We start from the raw sequence: 25,611 nt of genomic DNA on the forward strand, positions 1-25,611 counted from the left end.
TGAGAAGCTAGGCCGCCCGCCGCTCGGTCGCTTCGATGAAGTCGTGGAGGACGTCGCGCGAGCGGGTCAGCGTGTCGATGGTGTCGTCGAGCCCGCGCAGGCGCCCCCGGAGCACGTCGAGCAGGTCGGGGCAGAAGTAGAAGTCCGGGCCCGAACCCACGGCGCAGGGCAGCATGTACGCGATCTCCTGCGTCGAGAGACCGGCTTCGAGCAGGCTCCTGATCTGCCGCACGGTCAGCACGGCGTCGTCGCCGTAGTCGCGGTAGCCGTTGCTGCCCCGGTCGGGTGTGAGCAGGCCCTGGGCCTCGTAGTACCGCAGTTGGTGCGCGTGCACTCCGGTCCGTCTGCTCAGTTCTCCGATCAGCACGCCACATCCCCCTTGACCTTCACACCGGTATGAAGGTTGACGATTCTGCCATGCCCGACAACCCCTCTACGAAAGGGCGCATGATGCGGAACCACGAGACCGAGCAGACCCCGGTGACCGTCATCGGCCTGGGCCTCATGGGCCAGGCACTCGCCGGGGCGTTCCTGCGCGCGGGACACCCCACGACCGTATGGAACCGGACGACGGCGAAGACCGAACGGCTCGTCGCCGACGGCGCGAAGAGCGCGGGATCGGTCGCCGAAGCGGTCGCGGCCAGTCCGCTCGTGGTCGTCTGCGTCTCGGACTACGACGCCGTGCACGCGCTCCTCGACCCGCTCGACGACACGGCCCTGCGGGGACGCACCCTGGTGAACCTGACCTCGGGCACCTCCAGCCAGGCCCGCGACAGCGGCGCGTGGGCCGGTGACCTGGGCGCCGACTACCTCGACGGCGCGATCATGGCCGGACCCGCCGCGATCGGCACGGCGGACGCCGTCGTCCTGCTGAGCGGGCCGAAGTCGGCCTTCGACCCGCACGCGACCGCCCTCGGCTCCCTCGGCGCGGGAACGACGTTCCTCGGCGCCGACCACGGCCTCGCCTCCCTGTACGACGCGGCGGGCCTCGTCATGATGTGGAGCATCCTCAACGGCTTCCTGCAAGGTGCCGCGCTGCTCGGCACGGCAGGGGTGGACGCCACGACGTTCGCCCCCTTCATCACGCAGGGAATAGGAACCGTCGCCGACTGGTTGCCCGGCTACGCGCGACAGATCGACGACGGCGCGTACCCCGCCGACGACGCCGCCATCGACACCCATCTGGCCACGATGGAACACCTCATCCACGAGAGCGAGTTCCTCGGAGTGAACGCCGAACTCCCCAGGTTCATCAAGGCCCTTGCCGACCGGGCGGTGGCCGAAGGGCACGGTGGCAGCGGCTATCCGGCGCTGATCGAACAGTTCCGTAAGCACTCAGGGATCCGCACGCACTCAGGGAAGTGACCATGACCTCGACACCCTTCAGCCCGCGCGCCCTCCTCGCCGGGAGCAGGCTCGGCGTGCTCGCCACGATCAAGTCCGACGGCCGCCCGCAGCTCTCGCCCGTCACGCCCTTCTACGACGAGGAGGCGGGCGTCCTCTACGTCTCGATGACCGAGGGGCGGGCCAAGACCGCGAACCTGCGCAGGGACCCCCGGGCCACGCTGGAGGTGACGGGGCCCGGCGGCAAGGAGTGGGCCACCGCCGAGGGCGTCGCCACCCTGACGGGACCTTCTCGGGACCCGCACGGCGCCGAGGTCGACGCACTGGTGGACTACTACCGCCGCGCCGCCGGTGAGCACCCGGACTGGGACGAGTACCGGTCGGTCATGGTGGCCGACCGCAGGGTGCTCATGGTGATGACCGTCGACCACGTCTACGGCGCTCGCCTCGGCTGACGCCGCGCGCCCCAGCGATGACGCGGAACGTTCTGCTCAGTCGACCGGCTTGCCCGGCTCGTCGTGCGTGGAGCAGTGGATGCCGCCGCCACCGGAGGCGATGGTGTCGATGTTGATCTGCACCACGTCGCGCTTGGGGAAGTGCTCCTGGAGCATGCTCTTCGCCCGCTTGTCGGCCTTGCGGTCGCCGAACTCGGGGAGGAACACCGAGCCGTTGGCGACGTAGAAGTTGGCGTACGTCGACACGAAGTCGTCGCCCTCGCCGGTGATCTCGTACAGGTCGGGCTGCGGCAGGTCGATGATCTCGAAGGGCCTGCCCTTGGCGTCGGTCGCCTTGCTCAGCACGGACTTCGCCTGGTCGGCGGCGCGCGACCAGGAGTCGGCGGGCGTGTCGGGGTGCGCCCGGTCCAGGAGCACCACGCCGGGCGCGGTGAAGCGTACGAGGCTGTCCACGTGCGCGTCGGTGATGTCCTGCCCGCGCACACCGGCCAGCCAGATGACCTTCTTGATCCCGAGCGTCCGCTTGAGCTCGTCCTCGATCTGGTCCCGGCTCTTGCCGCGGTTGCGGTTGTCGTTGACGATCGAGCTCTCGGTGATCAGGAGCGTGCCCTCGCCGTCGGTCTCGAACGAGCCGCCCTCGGCGACCAGCGGGGCCTTCTTGCGGGGGATGTCGTACTCGGCCAGGAGCTTGCGGCCCACCTGGCCGTCGTTGCCGTGCTCCTGCTTGTCGCCCCACCCGTTGAAGTTGAAGTCGATGCCGGTGACCTTGCCGTCGTCCTCCACGAACACCGGCACGGTGTCGCGGGCCCACAGGTCGTCCACGGCCAGCGGGATGACCTCGACGTCGCGTCCGCACGCCTTCTGGGCGGCCTTCAGCTGGTCGGGCCTCGCCATCATCACGACGTACTCGTACTCCGCGACGGCACGGGCGATGCGGGCGATGTCCTCGCGTACGTAGCGGAGGTCGTCCTCCCACACCGACTCCAGGGCGGGCCACGACATGAAGGTGCGCGCGTGGCTCTCCCACTCGGCGCCCATCCGGCGTCCCTCGGTCGCCGCGTCCTCGTCGCCCGCGGGGCTCGCACCGGCCACGGAGTCGCCGGGGCCGCAGGCCGAGGCGCCCAGGACGACGGCGCCGATTCCGGCGGTCGTACGCAGGGCGGAACGGCGGGAGGGGAGGAAGCGGCGCACGGTGAACTCCGATGATCGTGAGGGGGGGGGGACGAGTCTGCCGTCGGCGCGCGAGGGCGCCTCAGGACAAGCTTGCTCAAGACGTACGCCAGGACACTCCTTTTGTGCCCGTTCGTGCCTCGGAGGTGCCCCTGAGTCTCTGGAGAGGGGCGAGCCCGAAGCGTCACGATGGAACGGTCGGTTCGCCCCATTTCCGCGTGTGACCAGCGCGGAACGGGCCGACGAGCAAGGAGTCAACCATGAAGTCCTGGCGCACCCGTGTCGGTATCGGTCTCGCCGTCGGAGCGGCGGCGATCGCCATCCCGCTGACCAGCTCCACCGCCTTCGCCGCGGGCCCCCCGCCCGGCGACGGCTGGCAGCCCGTCGGCGGCGAGTCGTACGACTCCTGGCAGGCCTGCTACGACCAGATGCAGAGCGACCTGGCACTGAACCCCCAGTACCACGAGGCCACCTGCGTCAGCGACCCCCAGCCCGGCCTCCCCAACTTCTACTCGGAATGGATGCGCTGAGCCTGATCGCCCGGCACGCGAACTGACCGTGGCCCGGGAATCCGGCGGCGAGTACGGTGGGGCGCCATGAAGATCCTCATCAGCGCCGACATGGAGGGCGCCACGGGAGTGACCTGGCCGGCCGACGTGCTGCCCGGCACCGCTCAATGGGAGCGGTGCCGGTCGCTGTTCACCTCGGACGTCAACGCCGCCGTGCTCGGCTTCTTCGACGGCGGCGTCGACGAGGTGCTCATCAACGAGGCGCACTGGACCATGCGCAATCTGCTCCTCGAAGAGCTGGACGAACGGGCCGAGATGCTCACCGGGCGGCACAAGTCGCTGTCCATGGTGGAGGGCGTGCAGCACGGTGACGTGGACGGCATCGCGTTCATCGGCTACCACGCGGGCGCGGGCATGGAGGGCGTCCTCGCGCACACCTACCTGGCCAACCAGATCACCGGCGTGTGGCTCAACGGCGTGCGCGCCAGCGAGGGGCTCCTGAACGCGCGCGTCGTCGCCGAGTACGGCGTGCCCGTCGTGCTCGTCACCGGCGACGACCTGGCCTGCGAGGACGCGCTCGGCTACGCGCCCGGCGCGCTGAAGGTCGCCGTCAAGGACCACGTCTCGCGGTACGCGGCGGTCTGCCGCACCCCGGCCCGCACCGCCGCCGACATCAGGGCGGCGGCGAAGGAGGCGGCCGCGCTCGCCGGACGCGGGACACCGGCCGCCGAAGGGCCGTTCACCGTGGAGGTCGAGTTCGACGCGGAACACCTGTCGATGGCGGCGACCGTGGTACCCGGTGTGCGCCGTACGGGGGAGCGCAAGGTCGCCTACGTCAGCGAGACGATGTACGAGGGGATCCGTACCTTCAAGGCGGTTACCACGATCGCCTCTGCCGCCGTGGAGGAGCAGTATGGCTGACCAGCAGCAGGCCCAGGAGCAGGACAGCGACCCCTCGGTGGACGCCCGCGCCCTCGACGAGGTCGTGACGTTCACCTCCGACCTGATCCGCATCGACACCACCAACCGGGGCAGCGGCGACTGCCGCGAACGGCCCGCCGCCGAGTACGCCGCCGAGCGTCTCGCCGACGTCGGCCTGGCCCCCACCCTCCTGGAGCGCACCCCGGGACGCACCAACGTCGTCGCCCGCATCGAGGGCACCGACCCGTCGGCCGACGCGCTGCTCGTCCACGGCCACCTGGACGTGGTGCCCGCGGAGGCCGCCGACTGGAGCGTGGACCCCTTCTCCGGGGAGGTCCGCGACGGCGTCGTCTGGGGCCGCGGCGCGATCGACATGAAGAACATGGACGCGATGATCCTCTCCGTCGTACGGGGGTGGGCGCGCGCCGGTGTGCGGCCCAGGCGCGACATCGTGATCGCCTTCACCGCCGACGAGGAGGCCAGTGCCGAGGACGGCTCCGGCTTCCTCGCCGACCGGCACGCCGCGCTCTTCGAGGGCTGCACGGAAGGCATCAGCGAGTCGGGGGCCTTCACCTTCCACGACGGGCGTGGCAACCGGATCTACCCCATCGCGGCGGGCGAGCGCGGCACCGGCTGGCTCAAGCTCACCGCGCGCGGCACCGCGGGCCACGGCTCGAAGGTCAACCGGGCCAACGCCGTGAGCAGGCTCGCCGCCGCCGTCACCCGCATCGGGGAGTACCGCTGGCCGGTGCGGCTCACCCCGACCGTGCGCGCCTCGCTCGTCGAACTCGCCACGCTCTACGGCCTGGAGACCGACCCGGAGGCGCCCGGATTCGACGTGGACGCACTGCTCGAGAAGCTCGGTCCGACCGCCGCGCTCGTCGAGCCGACCGTCCGCAACAGCGCCAACCCGACGATGCTGCAGTCGGGTTACAAGGTGAATGTGGTCCCCGGGGAAGCGGTGGCCTATGTCGACGGCCGCTTTCTGCCCGGCGGCGAGGAAGAGTTCCGCAGCACGCTTGACCGGCTCACGGGCCCTGACGTCGACTGGGAGTTCCACCACCGCGAGGTGGCGCTGCAGGCGCCGGTCGACTCGCCGACGTACGCGAAGATGCGCGCGGCCGTCGAGGAGTTCGCGCCCGAGGGACACGTCGTGCCGTACTGCATGTCGGGCGGCACGGACGCCAAGCAGTTCTCGAGGCTCGGCATCACCGGCTACGGCTTCTCGCCGCTGAGGACACCGGAGGACTTCGACTACCAGGCGCTCTTCCACGGAGTCGACGAACGCGTCCCCGTCGACGCGCTGCACTTCGGCGTCCGTGTCCTCGACCGCTATCTGCGCACGGCCTAGGAAAAATGGGGGAAGTAAAGGACATGATGCAGACCCGGGCGTACGGATCATGGCCGTCACCCATCGACGCCGAGCTCGCCGCCACCCATGACGGCGCGCCGGGGTTCGCGGGATTCGTCGGCGCCGAGGCGTGGTGGACCGAGCCACGGCCGGTCGAGGCGGGACGGCGGGCCCTCGTGCGGCGGCTGCCCGACGGCACGGAGCAGTCCGTGCTGCCCGCGCCGTGGAACGTGCGCAGCAGGGTCGTGGAGTACGGCGGCCGCCCCTGGGCGGGCACCGAGCTCCCCGATGGCCCGCTCGTGGTCTTCGTGAACTTCGCCGACCAGCGTCTGTACGCGTACGAACCCGACACGCCCGGCGCCGGACCGCGCCCCCTCACCCCGCTCTCCGCCGTGGGCGGCGGGCTGCGCTGGGCCGATCCGGTGCTGCGCGCGGAGCGGGGCGAAGTGTGGTGCGTCCTGGAGGAGTTCACCGGGCCCGCGCCCACCGACGTGCGCCGCGTCATCGCCGCGGTGCCGCTCGACGGCTCGGCGGCCGACGACCGGGACGCGGTGCGTGAACTCTCCGACGGGCGGCACCGGTTCGTCACCGGGCCGCGCCTCTCGCCCGACGGCTCCCACGCGGCCTGGCTCGCCTGGGACCACCCGCGGATGCCCTGGGACGGCACCGAGCTGATGCTCGCCGAGGTGCGGCAGGACGGCACCTTCGGCGCGGCGCGGACGTTCGCGGGCGGCCCCGAGGAGTCCGTCGCGCAGGTGGAGTGGGCGCAGGACGGGCGGCTGCTCTTCTCCAGCGACCGCACCGGCTGGTGGAACCTGTACCGCGCGGCGCCCGACGACAGCGCACGCGCCGACGCGCTCTGTCCGCGCCAGGAGGAGTTCGCGGGGCCGCTCTGGATGATCGGCCTGAGCTGGTTCGCGCCGCTGGAGAGCGGCCTGATCGCCGTCGTGCACGGCAAGGGCGCCACCGCGCTCGGCATACTCGACCCCGAGACCGGCGAGGTCGTCGACGCGGCGGGCCCCTGGACGGAGTGGGCGGCCACCGTCGTCGCGCACGGCTCCCGCGTCGTCGGCGTCGCGGCGAGCCCGCGCAGCGCGTACGAAGTGGTGGAACTGGACACCGGCACGGGACGCGCCCGCGTGATCGGCGCCGCCCACGACGACCCGGTGGACCCCACGTACTACCCGGAGCCGCGGATCCGCACTTTCGCGGGCCCCGCCGGACGCGAGATCCACGCGCACGTCTACCCGCCGCACCACCCAGGACACGTCGCCCCCGACGACGAACTGCCGCCCTACGTGGTGTGGGCGCACGGCGGGCCCACCAGCCGCTCGCCGCTCGTGCTCGACCTGGCCATCGCCTACTTCACCTCGCGCGGCATCGGCGTCGCCGAGGTCAACTACGGCGGCTCGACCGGGTACGGGCGCGCCTACCGCAACCGGCTGCGCGAGCAGTGGGGCATCGTCGACGTCGACGACTGCGCGGCGGTCGCCCTCGCCCTCGCCGACGAGGGCACCGCCGACCGCGACCGCCTCGCGATCCGCGGCGGCAGCGCGGGCGGCTGGACCACGGCGGCCTCGCTGACCGGCACCGACGTCTACGCCTGCGGGACGATCATCTACCCCGTCCTCGATCTCACCGCGTTCGGTTCGGGGGAGACCCACGACTTCGAGTCGCAGTACCTGCACTCCATCGTGGGCCCGCTCGACGAGGTGCCGGGGCGGTACGCGGAGCGCTCGCCGGTCACCCAGGCCGACCGGATCACCGCGCCGTTCCTGCTCCTCCAGGGGCTCGACGACGTGATCTGCCCGCCCGGACAGTCCGAGCGGTTCCTCGCCAGGATCGAGGGGCGCGGCATCCCGCACGCCTACATCGCCTTCGAGGGGGAGGGGCACGGCTTCCGTCGCGCCGACACCATGATCCGCGCCCTGGAGGCCGAACTCTCCCTGTACGCGCAGGTGTTCAGGATCGACCTGGCGGGGCGCGTGCCGACCCTGGAGCTCGCCAAGTGAGACCGCTCGTCCGGCCCGCGCGCCTCGTTCCCGGCGCGCGGGTCGCCGTCGTGGCACCCAGCGGCCCCGTCCCCGAGGACGCGCTCCAGACGGGCCTCGACATCCTGCGCGGCTGGGACCTCGACCCCGTCGTCATGCCCCATGTCCTGGACGGGCACCCAGAGTTCGCGTACCTCGCGGGCTCCGACGCGGCCCGTGCCGGGGACCTGACGCGGGCCTGGTGCGATCCGTCGGTGTCCGCGGTGTTCTGTGCCAGGGGCGGGTACGGGGCCCAGCGGATGGTCGACCTCGTCGACTGGTCCGCGATGCGGGCGGCGACGCGGAGCCACGGGCCGAAGGTGTTCCTCGGCTACAGCGACATCACCCCGCTGCACGAGGCCTTCGCCAACCGGCTCGGCGTCGCCACGCTGCACGGGCCCATGACGGCCGTGCTCGACTTCCTCAAGAACGCGCGGACCCAGGAGCACTTGCGTACGACGCTGTTCGCGCCGCAGGAGGCGCGGGTGATCCGGGCCGCGTCCCCCGGCGCTCGCGCGCTGGTCGGCGGCCGGGCCCGGGGCGTCACGCTCGGCGGCTGCGTGTCGCTGCTCGCCGCCGAACTCGGCACCCCGCACGCGCGCGCCTCCGCACGCGGCGGCCTGCTGTGCGTCGAGGACATCGGGGAAGAGGCGTACAGCCTGGACCGCGTCCTCACCCAGCTCCTGCGCGCCCGCTGGCTGGCGGGCGTCGCGGGCGTCGTGCTCGGCTCCTGGAAGGAGTGCGAGCCGTACGACGAGGTGCGGGCGCTCTTCGCCGACCGGCTCGGCGGGCTCGGCGTGCCGGTGGTCGAGGAGTTCGGCTTCGGGCACTGCGACGGGGCGCTGACGGTGCCGTTCGGGGTGCCGGGCGAACTGGACGCGGACGCGCGGACGTTGACGCTCGACGTGCCCGCGCTCGTGTGACGTGCGCCGAGGGCCCGCCCGTTCACCACGGGGGCGGCCCTTCACGGAATCTCCCGACAGAAACCGCTGTCACGGTCGTTGACCTCCCCCTGACACGTGTCACAGCATGACTTCGGCCGGTACTGACCGGTCAGTAGCCACCGGTGACCGCCCGTCGTCGGCCGCCCTCAGCGTGGAGGTCTCCTTGTCCCGTCGCCGTGCCCTGACCCTCGCCGCAGCGGCCGCGCTCGCCGCGCCGCTCGCCGTCGCCGCACCCGCACCGGCGGGCGCGACGGGCCAGTACACCGTCACCGCCCTGAAGTTCACCGTGCAGGCGGGCGGCAGGAGCTGCACGGTCGACGCCGATCTGTACCGGCCCGCGGGCGTGGACGCCGCGCACCCCGCGCCCGCCGTGCTCTCCACCAACGGCTTCGGCGGCAGCAAGTCCGACGGGTCGACCGCCGCGGTCGGCAAGGCGTTCGCCGAGCGCGGCTACGTCGGGCTCGTCTACTCGGGCCTCGGCTTCGGCAGGTCTGGCTGCCTCATCACCCTCGACGACCCCGAGATCGACGGCAGGGCGGCCTCCGGCCTCCTCGACTTCCTCGGTGGGAAGCGGTCCGCTGACGACGGCACCGAGGTCGACTACGTGACCTCCGACGGCAAGGGCGACCCGCGCGTCGGCATGCTCGGCGGCTCATACGGCGGGGCCGTCCAGATGGCGACCGCCGCCGTGGACCACCGCGTCGACGCCCTCGTCCCGATGATCACCTGGAACGACCTCGCGTACTCGCTCGACCCCAACAACGCCGCCGACCGGAGCGTGCCGGGCGCCGCCAAGTGGCAGTGGATGAACGGCTTCTACCTCATCGGCGAGGGCCAGCCGCTGCTCGAACCGAGCCTCGACCCCTCCCGCATCAACCGCCTCGACTGCCTGCACTTCGCCACCGGGGCCTGCGAGACGATCCGCACGCTCAACTCGGGACGCTACCCGGCCGACAGGACCGAGGCCCTCCAGAAGTACGCGCGGAGCGTCTCCCCGGTCTCGTACCTGAGCAAGGTGAAGGCGCCGACGCTGCTCGTGCAGGGCCAGGCCGACACCCTCTTCAACCTCAACGAGGCCGAGGCCACGTACAAGACGCTCACGAAACAGGGCACCACCGCCAAGATGATCTGGCAGTCCTGGGGGCACAGCGGCGGCATGAAGGACCCGGCATCCGGTGAACTCGACCTGAGCAAGGGCAACTTGGAGTCCTCCTACGTCGGCAAGCGCATCCTCGCTTGGTTCGACCGCTACCTCCAGCAGAAGAAGGGCGTCGACACCGGGCCCGCCTTCGCCTACTACCGCGACTGGATCGGCGACCCGGACAGCACCTACGCGACCGCCGCCAAGGTCCCCGCGTTGAGCCGCAAGCTGTACCTCTCCGGCGACGGCAAGCTGGTCGACGACCGCGCCAAGGTGGCGCGCGGCAGCCGTGAGTACCGCAACTGGCTGATCCCCACGAGCCACTCCGAATCCTCCCTCGCCGGGCTCATCGGCCTGCCCGACCCCGCGCCGCGCGACACCAGGGGCACCTACCTCGACTGGACGACCGAGCCCTTCGCCGACGCGGTGGACGTGGTGGGCGCGCCCAGGGCCACCCTGGAGGTGATCTCGCCGAAGACCGAGCGCGTGCAGCACTCCGGCGACGCGGCCGACAAGCTGGTCCTCTTCGCCAAGCTCTACGACGTCGCGCCCGACGGCAAGAAGACCCTGGTGCACCGGCTCGTCTCGCCGGTGCGGGTGCCGGACGTGACCAAGCCGTTCACCGTCTCGCTGCCGGGCGTCGTGCACCGGTACGAGAAGGGGCACAGGCTCCAGTTCGTGGTGGCCGCGAGCGACGGGGCGTACGGCGGGAACAGGGGCGTCAAGCCGGTCACGGTGACCAGTGCGCCCGGGGACACCGGCGTCCTGGACCTGCCGGTCGTCACCGACTGACGTCACCCGCTTGGCCCACCGGCCCACCCCGGAGACACGCCCACCGCGCGCGAACCCGGCCCAGCTGCCCATGCTGGTGCCGGGGGAGGCCGGACGTACCTCCGACGGAAGGGTCCACACCATGAGCCCCAACACCTCCACGGGTGGCTCCAAGAGCGGCGGCGCGGGCGGCGGGCTGATGACGCCCGGCAGGGTGGCCGTCGCCGCGATCGCCGTCCTCACCCTGGTCTTCATCTTCGAGAACACCCGCAGCACCAAGATCCGCCTGCTGATCCCCGAAGTGACCCTGCCGCTGTGGATGGCACTGCTCGGCACGGCACTGATCGGTGCCCTGTGCGGGGCCTACTTCGTCCGGAGGCGCAAGTGAGGATGTCGGTGGGGCCGCGGGTGCGGCGCGCGGGCGTGGTCGTGGGCGGCGCGGCCGCCGCGACCCTGATGGCGGTGACCACGGCGGCCGCCGCGGGCCCGCCGATGCCGGAGCTCAGAGGGCGGGGCCTGATGCACGTCTTCTCGACCCTGGACTACCGCACCCGCGTCGACGTGCGCGACATCGGCGGAGCCCACCGGCACGTCCTGTGGCCGCTGAGCTGGAAGGTGTGCACCCAGTCCCCGGCCGCGGGGCAGCGGCTCGACGGCGGCCCCGTCACCATCGGCGTCGTGAAGAACGGCGAGAGGTGCCCGAAGAAGTAGCCGGTCAGGGCGCCCGAGCAGTGTCGTTTCGGCGGTGAAATCCTTCCCTCGGACGGGTGGGTTCCGGTTCGCTGGCATTCCGGAACCTGCCCTTTGCCCGATACACCCTGCTCCGTGACAAAGAACCTGATGCGCGGCATGGCCGCGCTCGTCTTCGCTGCCCTGCCCCTCCTCGCCACCACGCAGTCCGGCTACGCGGCCGAGCACGCACCCGCGGCGATCGCGGGCGACTTCGAGATCCACAGCGGCCTGCACGGCAAGTGCCTGGCCTCCAACGGCGACAACGTGGAAGTACAGGGCTGCCGGGGCACCGGCAACCAGCTCTGGTTCTGGCAGGGCAGGACGCTGCGCAACCGCGCGGAGCTGCACTGCCTCGACGTGCGCAACGGCGAGCCCAACGCCCCCGCCCAGGTCGTCGGCGACTGCCACGGCCAGGCCAACCAGCGCTGGGACGTGGCCAATTCGCATCTGACCACCCAGGTCAACGGCCAGTGCCTGAGCATCCAGAACGACGGCGACCCCAGCGAGCACGCCGGGATCAACCTGCGCAACTGCGCGGAGGTGGCCTGGCAGCGCTGGGACGTGCCCGCGCCCGCGTGACGCCCGGCGCGTGAGGGCCGACCGCTGCGGATAGCGTGGCCGGATGTCCGACCGCGCAAACTACCTCGCCACAGGCCCCCGCGTGGGCATACGCCACTTCACCCAGGCGGACTCCGCCGAGTTCACCGCCCGTGCGCGAGAGAGCCGGGACCTGCACAGGCCCTGGCTCTTTCCGCCGTCCGGGGACGACGCCTATCGCGCCTACGCCCGGGTGCTCGTCGAGGACCCGACGAAGGCCGGGTTCCTGGTCTGCGCGCGCGACAGCGGCGCCATCGGCGGCTTCATCAACATCAACAACATCGTCCGGGGCGCGTTCCGCTGCGGCGCCCTGGGATACGGCGCGTTCGCTCACGCCGCGGGGCGCGGTCTGATGTCCGAGGGGCTCGACCTCGTCAAGGCGTACGCCTTCGGCCCCCTCGACCTGCACCGCCTGGAGGCCAACATCCAGCCGGGCAACGCCGCCTCCCTCGCGCTCGCCCGACGCGGCGGCTTCCGCCTCGAAGGCTTCTCGCCGGACTTCCTCTTCATCGACGGGGCCTGGCGCGACCACGAACGCTGGGCCGTCACCGCCGGGCCGGAAAGGTCTTGAAGGCCCAAGGCCGTGTGCCGCAGGATGAGCCGCATGCGGAACATCGTGGTCGTCGACGCCCCCTCCAACCTGGGCCTGCGCCCACCCGCCCCCGGCACCGTGCCCGGCTGCTACAAGCTGGCCGGGGCCATGCGGGAGCGGGGGATCCTGCGCAGGCTCGGCGCCTTCGAGGGCGGGGTCGTGGTGCCGCCGCGCTACGACAGGGGGGACTGGCAGGAGGGCGACGGCGTCTTCAACGCGGACGCCATCGCCTCCTACACGGTGCGGCTCGCCGACCGGATCGAACACCACGTACGCGCCGGTGACTTCCTCGTCGTGCTCGGCGGCGACTGCTCCATCCAGCTCGGCGCGGCACTCGCACTGCGCCGCATGGGGCGGTACGGCATCGCGGCCGTCGACGGCTCCGCGGACTTCCGGCACACCGGCAACTCCCCGAGCGTCGGCGCCGCGGGCGGCGAGGAACTCGCCCTCGCCACCGGGCGCGGCCAGGCCGACCTCACCGACATCGAGGGGCTGCGGCCCTATCTGCGCGACGAGGACGTACGCCTCTTCGGGATGCGGGACGACGACGAGGACCGCGCCGAGTTCAGGGACCTGAAGATCTCCAACGCCACCGTCGGCGAGATCAGGCAGTGGGGCCCCGACACCGTCGCCCGCGCCGTCGTGCAGACCCTCGAAGTGCCCGTCCTCGACGGCTTCTGGGTGCACCTGGACGCCGACGTGCTCGACCCGACCGTGATGCCCGCCGTCGACAGCCCCGACGACGGTGGACTGTTCCCCGACGAACTCCTCGCGCTGCTGCGGCCGTTGGTGAACTCGCCGCGCTGCGTCGGCCTGAACCTCACCATCTACGACCCCGACCTCGACCCGTCGGGCGCGGCGGGCGACCTCCTCGCGGACCTCCTCGTGGCCGCCTTTGCGGAATCCTGACCGGGAGAACCCCTGGTCGCCGCCCGGTCGAACGTGTTCCATGGTGATCGTGAAGACCACCGTGCGCCGTGACGTACTGACCCTGCCCGCCGCCCCGTTGGGTCCGGAGAACCCCCTGCCCGCGCTGCGGCCGCTCGACGAAGTGCACACCCTGGACGAGCGTGCCAAGGAAGGGCTGCCGCGCGACATGGCGCGCCAGCTCGGCTACGAGCCGCTGCGCGGCATCCTGCCCGTACGGCTCCTCGACGGATACGGCCGGGAACGGACCGAGACGCCGATCGACACGCTCGTCATCGAGAACGACCGGCTGCGCGCCACCGTCCTGCCCGGCTACGGCGGCCGCGTCCACTCCCTCTTCCACAAGCCCGCCGGGCGCGAACTCCTCTACCGCAACCCGGTGTTGCAGCCCGCCGCCTTCGCGCTCAACGGCGCCTGGTTCTCCGGCGGCATCGAGTGGAACATCGGTGCCACCGGGCACACCACGCTGTCCTGCGCGCCGCTGCACGCCGCCCGCGTGACCGCCCCCGACGGCGGCGAGATGCTGCGCCTGTGGGAGTGGGAGCGGCTGCGCGACCTGCCCTTCCAGGTGGACCTGTGGCTGCCCGAAGGCTCCGACTTCCTGCACGTCGGCGTGCGGATCCGCAATCCGCACGAGCGGCCCGCGCCCGTCTACTGGTGGTCGAACATCGCGGTGCCCGAGGAGCGCAGGGTGCTCGCGCCCGCCGACGAGGCGTGGCGGTTCGCGTACGCGGGCGGCCTCGACCGGGTGCCGGTGCCCGAGTGCGACGGCGTCGACCGGACGTATCCGGCGCGCAGCGAATACCCCGCCGACTACTTCTACGACGTGCCGGACGGCACCCGGCGCTGGATCGCCGCGCTCGACGCCGAGGGGCACGGTCTCGCGCAGACCTCGACGGACCGGCTGCGCGGCCGCAAGCTCTTCGTCTGGGGCACGGGCACCGGCGGCAGGCGCTGGCAGGAGTGGCTCACCGAGCCGGGCACCCCGGGCTACGCCGAGATCCAGGCGGGCCTCGCGCGCACCCAGCTCGAACACGTACGCCTCGACGCCGAGAGCGAGTTCAGCTGGCTGGAGTCGTACGGACCGCTGTCCGCCGACCCCTCCCTCGTGCACGGCGACTGGGCTGGCGCCCGGGGCGAGGCCGAGGCGCGGCTCGCCGAAGCGCTGCCGCGCGAGGCCGTCGACGCCGCCTACGAGGCGTGGCTGACCTGCGCCGACACCGAGCCCGGCGAGTCGCTCGCCACCGGCTCGGGTTGGGGCGCGCTCGAAGTGCTGCGCGCCGAGTACAAGATGCCGGGCACGCCCTTCGCCGAGTCGACGCTCGGCCCCGAGCAGGCGCCCTGGCTCGAACTGCTGCACACCGGGGCCGTGCCCGAGCCCCGCCGCGTCGCCCCGCCGGGCCCGACCCTGGTCTCGCCCCACTGGCGCGACATGCTGGAGACCGCGCCCGCGCGGCCGCAGGCCGAGTACCACCTCGGCATCGCGCAGTGGCACGCGGGCGACCGGGCGCAGGCCGTCCGCAGCTGGGAGCGCGGCCTCGAACTCGCCCCGTCCCGCTGGCCGTTGCTGCGCTGCCTCGCCGTCGCCGACCAGGCCGAGGGGCACGCGGAGCGGGCCGCCGACAGCTACGCGGCCGCCTTCGACGACCTCTGCGAGGAGCGCAGGGACGACGGTGAGCTCTGGACGGCCGCGACCGCGGCGCTCGGCAGGGAGGCGATGGCCGCGCTGCTCGCGGTGGGGCGGACCGAGGCGGCCCGCGCGGTGTGGGAACGGCTGCACGCGCGGACGCGGAACGAGGGGAGGTTCCGCCTCGTCGAGGCCCAACTGCTCTTCGCCGAGGGGGACATGGACGGCGTGCGGGCCGTCTTCGAAGCGGGCTTCGAGGCGGCCGACCTGCGGGAGGGCGCGGAGACCGTGGGCGCGCTGTGGGCCGCGGCGACCGGCGAGGAGATACCGGCGCGGTACGACTTCCGGATGCGGCCGCCGGGGGAGTGAGGCGGCAGGGGCCCGCCTGTCGGCGGGCCCCAACTGCTCTTCGGGCAGTGCGAGTTACACCAGCTTGCCGTTCCTGGCCACGACGCGGCCGCCGTGCACCACCATGTCCCGCTGCGGCATGTCCACCACGACCTGCGGCAGGCACTCGGCGCGGACGAGGACGAAGTCGGCGGGGGCGCCCGGCTCCAGGTCGGCGCGGTCGAGGCCCATCACGTCGGAGCCGCCGTGCGCGCCCACGCGGTAGCAGTCCGCGAGTTCCTCGTCGAGGCGCACATCGGTGACCCAGCCGAGCAGGTGCGTGCGGTGCAGCATGTCCGCGTTGCCGAACGGGCTCCACGCGTCGCGCACGCCGTCCGAACCGAGCCCGACCCGCACCCCGTGCTCGCGCAGTTTCGCGATGGGCAGGACCAGCGACTCGCTGGGCGCCACCGTGGTGAGGGAGATGTCCAGATCGCCCAAGTCGGCCGCCATGGCGGCCAGTTCGCGGTCGGCGAGCTTGGGCAGGCAGAAGACGTGGCTGACCGTGACCTTGCCGCGCAGGGAGAGCGCGCGGGTGCGGTCGATGATGGCCCGCAGGACCTTCGTGCCCTTCTCGTCCCGGTCGTGCAGGTGGATGTCGACGCCCACCCCGTGCCGGTCCGCGAGGCCGAAGACCAGGTCGAGCTGCTCGTCCATGGCGTGGTCGAAGCTGATCGGGTCGATGCCGCCGACCAGGTCGATCCGCCCCGAGCGGGCCGCCTCCTCGAGGAGCTCGGCCGTGCCGGGGGTCCGTACGACGCCGTGCTGCGGGAACGCCACGATCTGTACGTCCAGCGCGTGCCGCAGACGGTCGCGGGCCGTGTCGACGCCCTCCACGCCGGCCAGGTCGTAGGCGGGCGCCACGTCCACGTGGGCGCGCATCGCGCGGGTGCCGCGGGTCACGGCGTGCGCCATCAGGCCGTACGCGCGCTCGCCGACCGGACGGGGCTGGCTCTTGAACAGCTCCACGTCCTGCGCGACGTAGTCGGCGATGCCGCTCGCGGGCTTCCGCGTCACCCAGTCCCCGCCCCAGGTGGTCTTGTCCGGGTGGATGTGGGCGTCCACCAGCGAGGGCAGCGCGACGCGCCCGTCGCAGTCGACCACCTCGGCGCCGTGCGGCGCGCGGCCGCCGGTGATCCTGCCGTCGACCACCGTCAGGTCCACGGGTGTCCGCGCGCCGAAGGGGCGCACGTCGCGGAAGACCACGGCCTTGCGGCGCTTGTCGTCGCGCGCGCCGGGCGCGGCCGCCGCGGACGGCGCGGCCGAGGCGGCGGCTCCCGTGCCGGCCAGGGCGGCGGCTCCGGCGAGCATGCCGCGGCGGGACAGTGGCGTCATGGGGACTCCTTCGGGGTGCGGGCGGAGGTGGGGCGGAAGGGGCGGAAGGGACGAGATGTGGACGGGAGGCGGCCGGGAGGCGGCCGGGTCAGACCGGGACGCCCGCGCGGACCACGCGGACGGGCTTCTTGAGGACCGAGACATCGGCCAGCGGGTCGCCGTCGAGGAGGACCGCGTCACCGGCGAAGCCGCGCGCGAGACGTCCTGCCGTGCCCTGGAGGCCCAGGAGGCGCGCGGCACCTGTGGTGGCCGTGCGGATCGCGTCGAGCGCGGGCAGGCCCGCCGCGCGCATCAGCTCCACCTCGCCGCCGATCGGGTCCACCGTGCCGCCGGAGGAGTCCGTGCCCGCGGCGAGCGGCACCCCGAGCTCGTGGGCGGCGCGCACCGCGCGCTTGAGCACCGGCAGATAGGTGCGGCCGCGCTCGGCGAGCACCGGGTCGTCGGACTCGGCGAGCCCGGCGATGGCGGTGAGCGTCGGCGTGAAGTACGTGCCCCTGCGGCGCATCTCGCGCAGGGTGCGCTCGCCGACGAACACGCCGTGCTCCAGTGACCGGATGCCCGCCATGACGGCGTCGTGACAGCCCTTCTCGCTGTAGCTGTGGCAGAGCACGCCCTTGCCGCCGCGCCGGGCGGCCGCGACGACGGCGGACAACTGCTCGCGGTCGTACACCTGCGCGAGCGGGTCCTGCTCGGGCAGCCCGGCGCGCTCGTTCACACGGGTCTTGATGACGTCGGCGCCCCGGGCGAGATTGACCTCGACGACGCGGCGCAGGGCCTCGGGCGAGCGCACGCCCTCCTTGAGCCCGGCGAGCGGGGTCAGGTCCGGGTCGGCGAGGACCGTGTCGCCGAGGTCGGGCGTGACGAAGATGCCCGCGGCGCGCAGCCGGGGCGCGAGCTCGGGCACCTGGCGGGCCAACTCCCGTACGGCGATGTCCTGGTAGAAGTTGGTCGAACCGCTGCGGGCGGTGGTCGCGCCCTTGCGTACGGCGTCCCGTGCCTCGGCGGCGGTGTTCAGGTGGATGTGCGCCTCGACGAGTCCGGGCAGGACCCACGTGCCGTGCGCGTCGAGCACCTCGGTGCCCTCGGGCACCCGGGTCCTGCCGCGCGCGCCCGCCGCGCGGACCACGCCGCCGACGATGACGACCACCGCGTCCTCGGTGACCTCGCCGGTCGCGGGGTCGAGCAGGGTGCCGCCCTCGATGACGAGGTCCCCGCCGACGCCGCGGCGCCCCGTCCTCTCTTCCGGCCTCTCCTCCGTCCTCTCCGCGGCCGCCGACGGCGTCGCCGAGAGTGCCGCCGCGGTGCCCGCCAGCGCCGCGGCGCCCGCGAGGATGCCGCGCCGGGTGAGGCGGGAGGAGGGCGGCGGGGTGTTCTCAACGCACATCTGGTGACTCCTGGGGAGGGCGAGCGGAGGGGAGGCGTCCGCCAGTTTGTATACCAAGAGTGAGGTGCCTGCAAGGGCGGGTGCGGAGCTTGCGGGATATTGCGGGGTAATTACCGGGAGGGGTGGGTGGTGGAACCGTCGTTGGTATACCGAAGTGGATTGGGGTGACCCTGTGGGGCGGCGCTCGGCCGCTCAGGCCGACCCGCTCTCCTCGAAGAGCGCCCGCAGCGCCACCGCCCGGCTGTCCCGCACGTGCAGCAGCGTGCTCGCCGCCGCCGTCTCCTCGTCGCCCGCCGCGATGTGCCGGTAGACCAGGCGGTGCTGGGACCGCATGTGGTCCGGCTCCGCGCGCATCCCGAAGAGCAGCTGGAGCTGCCAGCTCAGCTGTTCCATGGTGCGTACGAGCAGGGGATTGCCGGTGAGCGCCACGATGCCCTCGTGGAAAGCCGTGTGCGCGGCGGTCTCGCGCGGACCGTCGTCGGCCCGCGACGCCGCCTCCGCGTGGTCGAGCGTGGCCCGCAGCGCGGCGAGCCCCGGAGGCTCGGCCGGGGAGCTCTCCGCCACCCGGCGCGCCGCGATCCTGGACGCCTGGACGGCGAGCGGTTCCCACACCTCGTACAGATGCCGTACGTCGGCGGGCTCCAGACGGCGCACCCGTACGCCGCTGTGCGGCAGGAGTTCGAGGAGGCCCTCGGCGACCAGCGCGCGCAACGCCTCGCGGACCGGCACGCGGGACATCCGCAACTCCTCGGCGACCTCGCGCTCGACCAGGCGCGCGCCCAGGGCGTAGCGGCGGTCGATGATGCGCTGCCGGACGGCCTCGCGTGCCTGGACGCTCAACGACGTCCGTTCCGCACTGCCCGTCGTACCGTCCGCCGTGCTGCCCGCCACGTGCACCGTCCTCCGTTCGGTCAGGGGCAGCCTGCCCCGCCGTGGAGGATACGGGTCAGTCCGTGCCGCCGCGGCGGTCCACGTACTCGAAGACGGCGCCGTCCGGGTGCATCGCGATCAGATTGCGGCCGACCGGGGTCGGGACCGGGCCCGCGATGACGCGGGCGCCGGAGGCGTTCAGGACGGCGTACGCCTCGTCCACGTCCTGCACCGCGATGGTCGCCGACACCTTGCGGAGCACTTCGAGCTCCGCCTCGGGGCCGCTCATCAGCAGGAAGCAGCCCACCGCGGCCACGGACACGCCGCCGCGCTCGAAGCGCATGGCCTTGCCGCCCGCGAGCCGCTCGTAGAACACGACCGAGGACTCCAGGTCCTCGACGCAGATCCGCAGCGTGGTTCCCAGGATCTCCATGATTGGAACGCCCTCACCTCTTCGACCAGCCCCACCGGCTCCGCAACGATTTCATGATTGCCCGTGCTCCCGCCACCGGCATCGGCGACTGCGTCCCGCCGACTTCCGGGCTCGCCTCCCGGGCCAACTCCCGCGTCCGGAAAGGCCGTCGGGGGCGGCACCGTCCGGTGCCGCCCCCGACCGTCACGCCCGCCCTCAGGACTGGGGACGGCTGCCGTGGTTCGCGCCGTTCTTGCGGCGGGCCTTCTTCTTGCGGCGTCGCTTCGAGGACATGGATACCTCCGTGGTTCCGATGGTGCTTCCCGGGTGCGAACCCGGGCGATCACGCGCCGCCTACCCCGGGGAAAACCCCGTCATGGCGTGGCCTTCGTCACACGCGCCTCGTGGGCATCAGCCGACGTCTCGGACCGTTACCCGTCCAAGGCCCCGGGTACCCGGGCGCCATGACTGGCCTCGAGAAACCTCTGACCGACGAACTGGTCCGCACGATCCGCGCCGAACTCCGCGAGGAGTTGCGGGAGTCGCTCCGCGAGGCGACCAGGAAGCAGCGTCGCGCGGCCACGCTCTACGCCGCCGCCGGTGCCGCCGCGTTCTACGCGGGCGCCGCGTCGGCGCTGGCCGTCGGCCTTGTCATCGGGCTCGGACTGCCCGACTGGGCGGCCGCGCTGATCGTGGCGGGGCTGCTCGGGCTCGGTGCGGTGCTTTTGCGGAGGGCCGCGAGGGGTGGGAGCGTCGCGCCTGCGTCTTCGGCTGCGGCGTCACCTGTGCCGCCTGTGCCCTCCGCGCCGCCGACTGTGCCGCCGCAGCGACAGCGGTGATCGGATCGTGCGGGAGCGTGGGGGCTGGGCGCGCAGTTCCCCGCGCCCCTTATGGGGCGCCGTTGGTTTGCCAGCCCGTTGCTTTCACCACCTCCGCCGCGATGTCGCTCACGTCGCGGTCGTCCGTGGCGACGCGGTACGCGTCCGGTGGGGTGTGTCGGGTCAAGTGGTGGGCCATGAACTCGCTGCGGCGCAGCTGCTGTTCGAGTTCCGAGCCTTGTTCGCGGGCCGTCAGGCGCCGTTCCACCGTCGCGTCCGTCGCCGTGAGCAGGACGCGGATGATGCGCGGCCCTCGCAGGGCCCGCGTGAAGAGTCCCTCCTCGCTGCCGAGCACGCTCGCCGTGTTCGTGTAGACGAGCCGACGGCAGCCGAGCTCCGCGTAGTGGGACCAGATCGCCGCCAGGTTCCGCTCGGTGATCCGCGAGCGGTCCGGGTCGTCGGGCGGTGCCGGGTGGACCACGTCGAGGAGGTCTCCCTCGATCAGCGCGTGGCCGATGTCCGCGGCCCGGAGCCGGGCCGCGACCTCCCAGCCGACGGACGTCTTGCCGACCCCCGACCGGCCCCCGATGAGCAGTACTTCGGCGCTTTCGGCGCGCGGATTCTCCATGCGCGGAGCGTGCCAGGTGCGCGGGCGCTCACGCGACCCGGAATTCCTCCACGTCGCCCGTGCGCAGTTCGAGGCCGTGCCCGATGCCGCCGTCCGGACGGACGACGCCGCCGGTCGGGTCGAGCGCCCCGGCGAAGAACATCGACTCGATCCGCACGTGGTCGTGGAACCATTCGATGTGCCGCAGGTTCGGCACGCACGCGGCCACCGCGGCGTGCGCGTGCGGCGCGCAGTGCGCGGAGACCTCCAGGCCGTGTGCCTGGGCGAGGGCGGCGGCGCGCAACCACTCGGTGAGCCCGCCGCACCGCGTCGCGTCGACCTGGAGGCAGTCCACCGAGGGGATCATGCGCGCGAAGTAGGGCAGGTCGTGGCCGTACTCGCCCGCCGCCACGTCGCACGCCAGCGCGTCCCTGACCAGCGCGAGTCCACGCAGGTCGTCCGACGCCACCGGCTCCTCGAACCAGCCGACCCCGTGCTCGGCGAGCGCCCTGCCCACCCGTACCGCCTGCTTGCGCGTGTAGCCGCCGTCGGCGTCGACGTACAACTCGGCGCGGGGGCCGATGACGTGGCGTGCGGTACGCACCCGGGACACGTCGCGGGCCGCCGCGCGGCCCCTGCCCTCACCGACCTTGATCTTGACGCGGGGGATGTGCTGGCCGTGCACCCAGCCGTTCAGCTGCGCCGCGAGATGGGTGTCGTGGTACGTCGTGAAGCCGCCGCTCCCGTAGACGGGGACCTCGTCGCGGGCCGCGCCGAGCAGGCGTACGAGGGGGAGTTCGACGAGGCGGGCCTTGAGGTCCCACAGGGCGATGTCCACCGCCGAGATCGCGCAGGCGGCGGCGGGGCGTCCGGTGTTGCGGACCGCCTTCGTCAGCGCGTCGTGCGCGGCGGGGATGTCGAGGGCGTCGAGTCCCGTGACGACGGGGCCGAGCTGCTCGTCCACGAGAGCGGCAGTGGAGGCGGGCGCATAGGTCCAGCCCGTGCCCGTCGCGTCGCCCGCGGTGATCTCGACGACGACGATGGTCGTGGCGTCCCAGGCGAAGGTGCCGTCGGCCTCCGGCGCGTCGGCGGGCACGGTGTAGGCGGAGACGGCGGGCCGTTCGATGGAGACTGCGTCCTTCATCGGATCTTTCCCAGGTCGCGGTGCGCGGTGCGCACGCGGTGTGCCGGTCGGCGGTGCCGGTCGGTCTGCCGCGCGGGCGTGGTGCCGGGTCGTGGTCCCGCTCGCGGTGTGCCACGGGACGCGGCTGCTCCTGCCGATGCGGATACGGCTCCGGGTAACCCCGACGCGCGGGGACAAACGGCTCCGGTCTCCGCCACCCCGGAGTTTGGCGGCCGCCGCGCGGGGGCACGCGGGAAGCTCCGACCGCACCGGACCCGACCGCACCGGACCCGACCACCGCCGGATCCGACCATCGCCGGAGGCGCACCGTGAGCCGATCCCGCATAGTCGTCGTCGGAGCCGGATTCGCCGGCTACCGCACCGCGCGCACCCTGTCCCGGCTGACCCGTGGCAGGGCGGACATCACCCTGCTCAACCCGACCGACTACTTCCTCTACCTGCCGCTGCTGCCGCACGTCGCGGCGGGCGTCCTGGAACCGCGCCGCGTCACCGTCTCGCTCACCGGCACGCTGCCGCGCGTACGCCTGGCACTCGGCGAGGCCGACGGCATCGACCTGGAGCGGCGCGAGGTGACGTACACCGACCCGGAGGGGGCGCGCGGGCGGCTGGCGTACGACCGGCTCGTGCTCTCGGTGGGCAGTGTGAACAAGCTCCTGCCGGTGCCGGGCGTCGCCGAGCACGCGCACGGGTTCCGCGGCATGCCCGAGGCGCTGTACCTGCGCGACCACATCACCCGCCAGATGGAGCTCGCCGCCGCCGCGCGGGACGCGGGGACGTGCCGGGCCCGCTGCACGTTCGTGGTCGTCGGCGCGGGCTACACCGGCGTCGAACTCGCCGCGCACGGAAAGCTGTTCACCGACGCGCTGACGCGCGCGCGGCCGCCCCGGCACGGCCTGCGCCCCCGCTGGCTGCTGCTCGACATCGCGGAGCGCGTGCTGCCCGAACTCGATCCGCGCCTTTCGGTCACCGCCGACCGCGTCCTGCGGCGGCGCGGCGTCGACGTACGCACCAAGACCTCCGTGAAGGAGGCCACCGCGGACGGAGTGCTCTTGGACGACGGGGAGTTCGTCGACACCCGCACCCTCGCCTGGTGCGTCGGCGTGCGGCCCGATCCGCTCGTCGAGGGACTGCACCAGCCGCTCGAGCGGGGCAGGCTGTGCGTCGACCCCTACCTCAACGTGCCGGGACACCCGGAGGTGTTCGCCTGCGGGGACGCCGCGGCCGTGCCCGACCCGCGCAGGCCCGGACAGTACACACCCATGACCGCGCAGCACGCCTGGCGGCAGGGCGCCACCGCGGGGCGCAACGTCGCGGCCTCGCTCGGCCGCGGGACCCGCGTCCCCTACAGCCACCGCGACCTGGGCTTCACCGTCGACCTCGGCGGCGCCCAGGCCGCCGCCAACCCGCTCGGCGTCCCGCTGTCAGGGCCGCTCGCCGGGGCCGTCACGCGCGGCTATCACCTGGCCGCGATGCCCGGCAACCGCGTGCGCGTCGCCGCCGACTGGCTCCTGGACGCCGTACTGCCGCGCCAGGCCGTGCAGTTGGGCCTGGTCCGCTCGTGGACCGTGCCCCTGGACACCGGTTCGCCCGAGGTGCCCAAGGTGCCGAGCCCCCGCTCTGGCGGTGGCTGAGGGCCCGGGCCGACCGCGAGCGGCCACCAGACCCCACGCAGCAAGGAGGACCCCGCATGACCAGCAGCAGTGAACACGCCGACGTGGCACGGCAGTTGCGCGTCGACTCCATCCGGGCCGCGGCCGCCGCGGGCTCCGGACACCCCACCTCGTCGATGTCCGCCGCCGATCTGATGGCGGTGCTCATCGGCCGCCACTTCTCCTACGACTTCGACCGGCCCGACCACCCCGGAAACGACCGGTTCATCCTCTCCAAGGGGCACGCCTCACCGCTGCTCTACGCCGCGTACAAGGCGGCGGGCGCCCTCACCGACGAGGAACTCCTCACCTTCCGTAAGGAGGGCAGCAGGCTCGAAGGGCACCCGACGCCACGGGCCCTGCCCTGGGTCGAGGTCGCCACCGGGTCGCTCGGACAGGGGCTGCCCGTCGGCGTCGGCATGGCGCTCTCCGGCAAGCGGCTCGACCGGATCCCCTACCGCGTCTGGGTGCTGTGCGGCGACAGCGAACTGGCCGAGGGCTCGGTCTGGGAGGCGGCCGAACACGCCGGGTACGAACACCTCGACAACCTCACCGCGATCGTCGACGTCAACCGCCTGGGCCAGCGCGGCCCGACCCGCCACGAATGGCGCCTCGACGCCTACGCCGACCGCTTCGCCGCGTCCGGCTGGCACGTCGTCGAGATCGACGGGCACGACATCGACGACATCGGCCGCGCCTACGACGAGGCCGCGTCCACGGCGGGCCAGCCCACCGTGATCCTCGCGCGCACCCTCAAGGGCAAGGGCGTCGCCGCCACCGAGGACCGCGAGGGCCTGCACGGCAAGCCGCTGCGGGACCCCGAGGCGGCGATCCAGGAGCTGGGCGGGGCGCGCGACGTCCGCGTCGAGGTCCGCGCACCGGCCGCCGCGCGCACGATGCACGCCGTGCGCAGTGGACACCTGGAACTGCCGCGCCACGAGCTGGGCGACACCGTCGCCACCCGCACCGCCTACGGCCAGGCGCTCGCCGCACTCGGCACCGCGCGCGGCGACGTCGTCGCCCTGGACGGCGAGGTCAGCGACTCGACCCGGGCCGAGTACTTCGCCAAGGAACACCCCGACCGCTTCTTCGAGTGCTACATCGCCGAACAGCAACTCGTCGCGGCAGCCGTCGGGTTGGCGGCACGCGGCTGGGTCCCGTACGCGTCGACGTTCGCCGCGTTCCTCACCCGCGCCCACGACTTCGTCCGCATGGCGGCGATCAGCGACGCGGGCATCAACCTGGTCGGCTCGCACGCGGGCGTGGCCATCGGCCAGGACGGCCCCTCCCAGATGGGCCTGGAGGACCTGGCGCTCTTCCGCGCCGTGCACGGCTCCACCGTCCTGTACCCCTGCGACGCCCACCAGACGGGGCGGCTCGTGGCCGAGATGGCCGGGCTCGAAGGCGTGCGCTATCTGCGCACGTCACGCGGCGACACACCCGTCATCTACGGTCCCGGCGAGGAGTTCCCCGTCGGCGGCTCCAAGGTGCTCCGCTCCAGCGACGCGGACCGGCTGACCGTCGTCGCCGCGGGGGCGACCGTCCACGAGGCGCTGGCCGCCGCGGACGCGCTCGACGCGGCGGGCATCCAGGTCCGCGTCATCGACCTGTACTCGGTCAAGCCCGTCGACCGGCGGACCCTGCGCGAGGCGGCCGAGCGCACCGGGTGTCTGCTCACCGTCGAGGACCACAGGCCCGAGGGCGGCATCGGGGACGCGGTGCTCGACGCGTTCACCGACGGCAGTCCCGTGCCGCGCCTGGTGCGGCTCGCGGTGCGGACGATGCCGGGCTCCGCGTCGCCCGCCGAGCAGTTGCGCTCGGCGGGCATCGACGCCGACTCGATCGCGGCGGCCGCGCGGCTCCTCGTGGAGCAGGGGGTCGTGCGATGAAAGGG

Annotated in this window: 26 protein-coding genes; 17 read left to right on the top strand and 9 right to left on the bottom strand. The window is 72.9% G+C overall.

Translation table 11 applies throughout. The features are described from left to right. Positions 1-7: 7 nt before the first annotated feature. Complete coding sequence (locus KY5_RS34565) at positions 8-367, bottom strand: MerR family transcriptional regulator (protein WP_098245889.1); 360 nt, start codon at positions 365-367, stop codon at positions 8-10. A gap of 83 nt (positions 368-450) precedes the next feature. Between KY5_RS34565 and KY5_RS34570 the strand changes: the two genes are divergently transcribed. Both KY5_RS34570 and KY5_RS34575 read left to right on the top strand, forming a co-directional pair. After that, positions 451-1,365 (top strand): NAD(P)-binding domain-containing protein, encoded by a 915-nt coding sequence (locus tag KY5_RS34570; protein WP_199843679.1) that lies wholly within the window; start codon positions 451-453, stop codon positions 1,363-1,365. A 2-nt stretch (positions 1,366-1,367) separates the two neighbouring features. After that, entirely contained in the window at positions 1,368-1,799 is a 432-nt protein-coding gene (locus KY5_RS34575; protein ID WP_098245891.1) for a PPOX class F420-dependent oxidoreductase, read from the top strand. Between the two features lie 36 nt (positions 1,800-1,835). Here KY5_RS34575 and KY5_RS34580 read toward each other — a convergent pair whose 3' ends face one another. Further along, positions 1,836-2,990: an agmatine deiminase family protein gene (locus KY5_RS34580; protein ID WP_098245892.1), complete on the bottom strand. Its 1,155-nt coding sequence runs from the start codon at positions 2,988-2,990 to the stop codon at positions 1,836-1,838. Between the two features lie 239 nt (positions 2,991-3,229). Between KY5_RS34580 and KY5_RS34585 the strand changes: the two genes are divergently transcribed. From KY5_RS34585 to KY5_RS34640, 12 genes are all read left to right on the top strand, one after another. Then, positions 3,230-3,499: a hypothetical protein gene (locus tag KY5_RS34585; protein ID WP_098245893.1), complete on the top strand. Its 270-nt coding sequence runs from the start codon at positions 3,230-3,232 to the stop codon at positions 3,497-3,499. 66 nt (positions 3,500-3,565) lie between these two features. Continuing rightward, complete coding sequence (locus tag KY5_RS34590) at positions 3,566-4,399, top strand: M55 family metallopeptidase (protein WP_098245894.1); 834 nt, start codon at positions 3,566-3,568, stop codon at positions 4,397-4,399. Beyond that, positions 4,392-5,750, top strand: a complete 1,359-nt coding sequence (locus KY5_RS34595) for a M20/M25/M40 family metallo-hydrolase (RefSeq protein WP_098245895.1) — start codon at positions 4,392-4,394, stop codon at positions 5,748-5,750. Before KY5_RS34590 ends, KY5_RS34595 begins: the two co-directional genes overlap by 8 nt. Before the next feature lie 26 nt (positions 5,751-5,776). Then, positions 5,777-7,762, top strand: coding sequence for a prolyl oligopeptidase family serine peptidase (locus tag KY5_RS34600; RefSeq protein WP_098247670.1), 1,986 nt, complete (start codon positions 5,777-5,779; stop codon positions 7,760-7,762). After that, a complete protein-coding gene (locus KY5_RS34605; protein ID WP_098245896.1) occupies positions 7,759-8,703 on the top strand; it encodes a S66 peptidase family protein in 945 nt (314 codons plus the stop codon). Before KY5_RS34600 ends, KY5_RS34605 begins: the two co-directional genes overlap by 4 nt. Before the next feature lie 184 nt (positions 8,704-8,887). Further along, positions 8,888-10,657 carry a CocE/NonD family hydrolase gene (locus tag KY5_RS34610; RefSeq protein WP_234363003.1) on the top strand — a complete coding sequence of 590 codons (1,770 nt, stop codon included), beginning with the start codon at positions 8,888-8,890 and terminating at the stop codon, positions 10,655-10,657. Positions 10,658-10,778: 121 nt separating this feature from the next. After that, entirely contained in the window at positions 10,779-11,024 is a 246-nt protein-coding gene (locus KY5_RS34615) for a DUF1049 domain-containing protein (RefSeq protein ID WP_098247671.1), read from the top strand. 2 nt (positions 11,025-11,026) lie between these two features. Continuing rightward, entirely contained in the window at positions 11,027-11,347 is a 321-nt protein-coding gene (locus KY5_RS34620) for a hypothetical protein (RefSeq protein WP_234363261.1), read from the top strand. A gap of 114 nt (positions 11,348-11,461) precedes the next feature. Then, entirely contained in the window at positions 11,462-11,947 is a 486-nt protein-coding gene (locus KY5_RS34625) for an RICIN domain-containing protein (protein ID WP_159072669.1), read from the top strand. 43 nt (positions 11,948-11,990) lie between these two features. Then, positions 11,991-12,536, top strand: coding sequence for a GNAT family N-acetyltransferase (locus KY5_RS34630; RefSeq protein ID WP_098245899.1), 546 nt, complete (start codon positions 11,991-11,993; stop codon positions 12,534-12,536). A 33-nt stretch (positions 12,537-12,569) separates the two neighbouring features. Continuing rightward, positions 12,570-13,466 (top strand): arginase family protein, encoded by an 897-nt coding sequence (locus KY5_RS34635; protein ID WP_098245900.1) that lies wholly within the window; start codon positions 12,570-12,572, stop codon positions 13,464-13,466. Positions 13,467-13,506: 40 nt separating this feature from the next. After that, positions 13,507-15,480: a DUF5107 domain-containing protein gene (locus tag KY5_RS34640; RefSeq protein WP_199843373.1), complete on the top strand. Its 1,974-nt coding sequence runs from the start codon at positions 13,507-13,509 to the stop codon at positions 15,478-15,480. A 54-nt stretch (positions 15,481-15,534) separates the two neighbouring features. Here the strand turns inward: KY5_RS34640 and KY5_RS34645 are convergent, their stop codons facing one another. The 5 genes from KY5_RS34645 to KY5_RS43290 form a co-directional block, all read right to left on the bottom strand. Continuing rightward, positions 15,535-16,833 (bottom strand): amidohydrolase family protein, encoded by a 1,299-nt coding sequence (locus KY5_RS34645; protein WP_098245901.1) that lies wholly within the window; start codon positions 16,831-16,833, stop codon positions 15,535-15,537. Positions 16,834-16,921: 88 nt separating this feature from the next. Further along, positions 16,922-18,217, bottom strand: a complete 1,296-nt coding sequence (locus KY5_RS34650; protein ID WP_098245902.1) for an amidohydrolase family protein — start codon at positions 18,215-18,217, stop codon at positions 16,922-16,924. 192 nt (positions 18,218-18,409) lie between these two features. Next, entirely contained in the window at positions 18,410-19,108 is a 699-nt protein-coding gene (locus tag KY5_RS34655) for a GntR family transcriptional regulator (protein WP_234363004.1), read from the bottom strand. 55 nt (positions 19,109-19,163) lie between these two features. Next, positions 19,164-19,520: a VOC family protein gene (locus tag KY5_RS34660; protein ID WP_098245904.1), complete on the bottom strand. Its 357-nt coding sequence runs from the start codon at positions 19,518-19,520 to the stop codon at positions 19,164-19,166. Positions 19,521-19,715: 195 nt separating this feature from the next. Beyond that, entirely contained in the window at positions 19,716-19,793 is a 78-nt protein-coding gene (locus tag KY5_RS43290; RefSeq protein ID WP_370443954.1) for a 50S ribosomal protein bL37, read from the bottom strand. Between the two features lie 170 nt (positions 19,794-19,963). Here KY5_RS43290 and KY5_RS34665 point away from each other — a divergent pair, with 170 nt between their 5' ends. Then, positions 19,964-20,338 (top strand): phage holin family protein, encoded by a 375-nt coding sequence (locus tag KY5_RS34665; RefSeq protein WP_098245905.1) that lies wholly within the window; start codon positions 19,964-19,966, stop codon positions 20,336-20,338. Between the two features lie 49 nt (positions 20,339-20,387). On the opposite strand, the gene KY5_RS34670 is transcribed toward KY5_RS34665, so the two are convergent. Then, positions 20,388-20,945, bottom strand: coding sequence for a hypothetical protein (locus tag KY5_RS34670; RefSeq protein ID WP_098245906.1), 558 nt, complete (start codon positions 20,943-20,945; stop codon positions 20,388-20,390). 28 nt (positions 20,946-20,973) lie between these two features. Then, a complete protein-coding gene (locus KY5_RS34675; protein WP_098245907.1) occupies positions 20,974-22,068 on the bottom strand; it encodes an enolase C-terminal domain-like protein in 1,095 nt (364 codons plus the stop codon). A gap of 308 nt (positions 22,069-22,376) precedes the next feature. Between KY5_RS34675 and KY5_RS34680 the strand changes: the two genes are divergently transcribed. Both KY5_RS34680 and KY5_RS34685 read left to right on the top strand, forming a co-directional pair. Next, complete coding sequence (locus KY5_RS34680; protein ID WP_098245908.1) at positions 22,377-23,699, top strand: NAD(P)/FAD-dependent oxidoreductase; 1,323 nt, start codon at positions 22,377-22,379, stop codon at positions 23,697-23,699. Between the two features lie 56 nt (positions 23,700-23,755). Continuing rightward, a complete protein-coding gene (locus KY5_RS34685; RefSeq protein WP_098245909.1) occupies positions 23,756-25,606 on the top strand; it encodes a transketolase in 1,851 nt (616 codons plus the stop codon). Positions 25,607-25,611 lie beyond the last annotated feature (5 nt).

This window comes from Streptomyces formicae (assembly GCF_002556545.1).
GTDB lineage: Bacteria > Actinomycetota > Actinomycetes > Streptomycetales > Streptomycetaceae > Streptomyces > Streptomyces formicae_A.

Bases quoted from the DNA above. Each gene is read 5' to 3' on its own strand.
- KY5_RS34570 (WP_199843679.1), top strand. From the start codon at position 451: ATGCGGAACCACGAGACCGAGCAGACCCCGGTGACCGTCATCGGCCTG.
- KY5_RS34575 (WP_098245891.1), top strand. From the start codon at position 1,368: ATGACCTCGACACCCTTCAGCCCGCGCGCCCTCCTCGCCGGGAGCAGG.
- KY5_RS34585 (WP_098245893.1), top strand. From the start codon at position 3,230: ATGAAGTCCTGGCGCACCCGTGTCGGTATCGGTCTCGCCGTCGGAGCG.
- KY5_RS34590 (WP_098245894.1), top strand. From the start codon at position 3,566: ATGAAGATCCTCATCAGCGCCGACATGGAGGGCGCCACGGGAGTGACC.
- KY5_RS34595 (WP_098245895.1), top strand. From the start codon at position 4,392: ATGGCTGACCAGCAGCAGGCCCAGGAGCAGGACAGCGACCCCTCGGTG.
- KY5_RS34600 (WP_098247670.1), top strand. From the start codon at position 5,777: ATGCAGACCCGGGCGTACGGATCATGGCCGTCACCCATCGACGCCGAG.
- KY5_RS34615 (WP_098247671.1), top strand. From the start codon at position 10,779: ATGAGCCCCAACACCTCCACGGGTGGCTCCAAGAGCGGCGGCGCGGGC.
- KY5_RS34620 (WP_234363261.1), top strand. From the start codon at position 11,027: ATGTCGGTGGGGCCGCGGGTGCGGCGCGCGGGCGTGGTCGTGGGCGGC.
- KY5_RS34630 (WP_098245899.1), top strand. From the start codon at position 11,991: ATGTCCGACCGCGCAAACTACCTCGCCACAGGCCCCCGCGTGGGCATA.
- KY5_RS34635 (WP_098245900.1), top strand. From the start codon at position 12,570: ATGCGGAACATCGTGGTCGTCGACGCCCCCTCCAACCTGGGCCTGCGC.
- KY5_RS34640 (WP_199843373.1), top strand. From the start codon at position 13,507: ATGGTGATCGTGAAGACCACCGTGCGCCGTGACGTACTGACCCTGCCC.
- KY5_RS34645 (WP_098245901.1), bottom strand. From the start codon at position 16,833: ATGACGCCACTGTCCCGCCGCGGCATGCTCGCCGGAGCCGCCGCCCTG.
- KY5_RS34650 (WP_098245902.1), bottom strand. From the start codon at position 18,217: ATGTGCGTTGAGAACACCCCGCCGCCCTCCTCCCGCCTCACCCGGCGC.
- KY5_RS34660 (WP_098245904.1), bottom strand. From the start codon at position 19,520: ATGGAGATCCTGGGAACCACGCTGCGGATCTGCGTCGAGGACCTGGAG.
- KY5_RS43290 (WP_370443954.1), bottom strand. From the start codon at position 19,793: ATGTCCTCGAAGCGACGCCGCAAGAAGAAGGCCCGCCGCAAGAACGGC.
- KY5_RS34665 (WP_098245905.1), top strand. From the start codon at position 19,964: ATGACTGGCCTCGAGAAACCTCTGACCGACGAACTGGTCCGCACGATC.
- KY5_RS34670 (WP_098245906.1), bottom strand. From the start codon at position 20,945: ATGGAGAATCCGCGCGCCGAAAGCGCCGAAGTACTGCTCATCGGGGGC.
- KY5_RS34675 (WP_098245907.1), bottom strand. From the start codon at position 22,068: ATGAAGGACGCAGTCTCCATCGAACGGCCCGCCGTCTCCGCCTACACC.
- KY5_RS34685 (WP_098245909.1), top strand. From the start codon at position 23,756: ATGACCAGCAGCAGTGAACACGCCGACGTGGCACGGCAGTTGCGCGTC.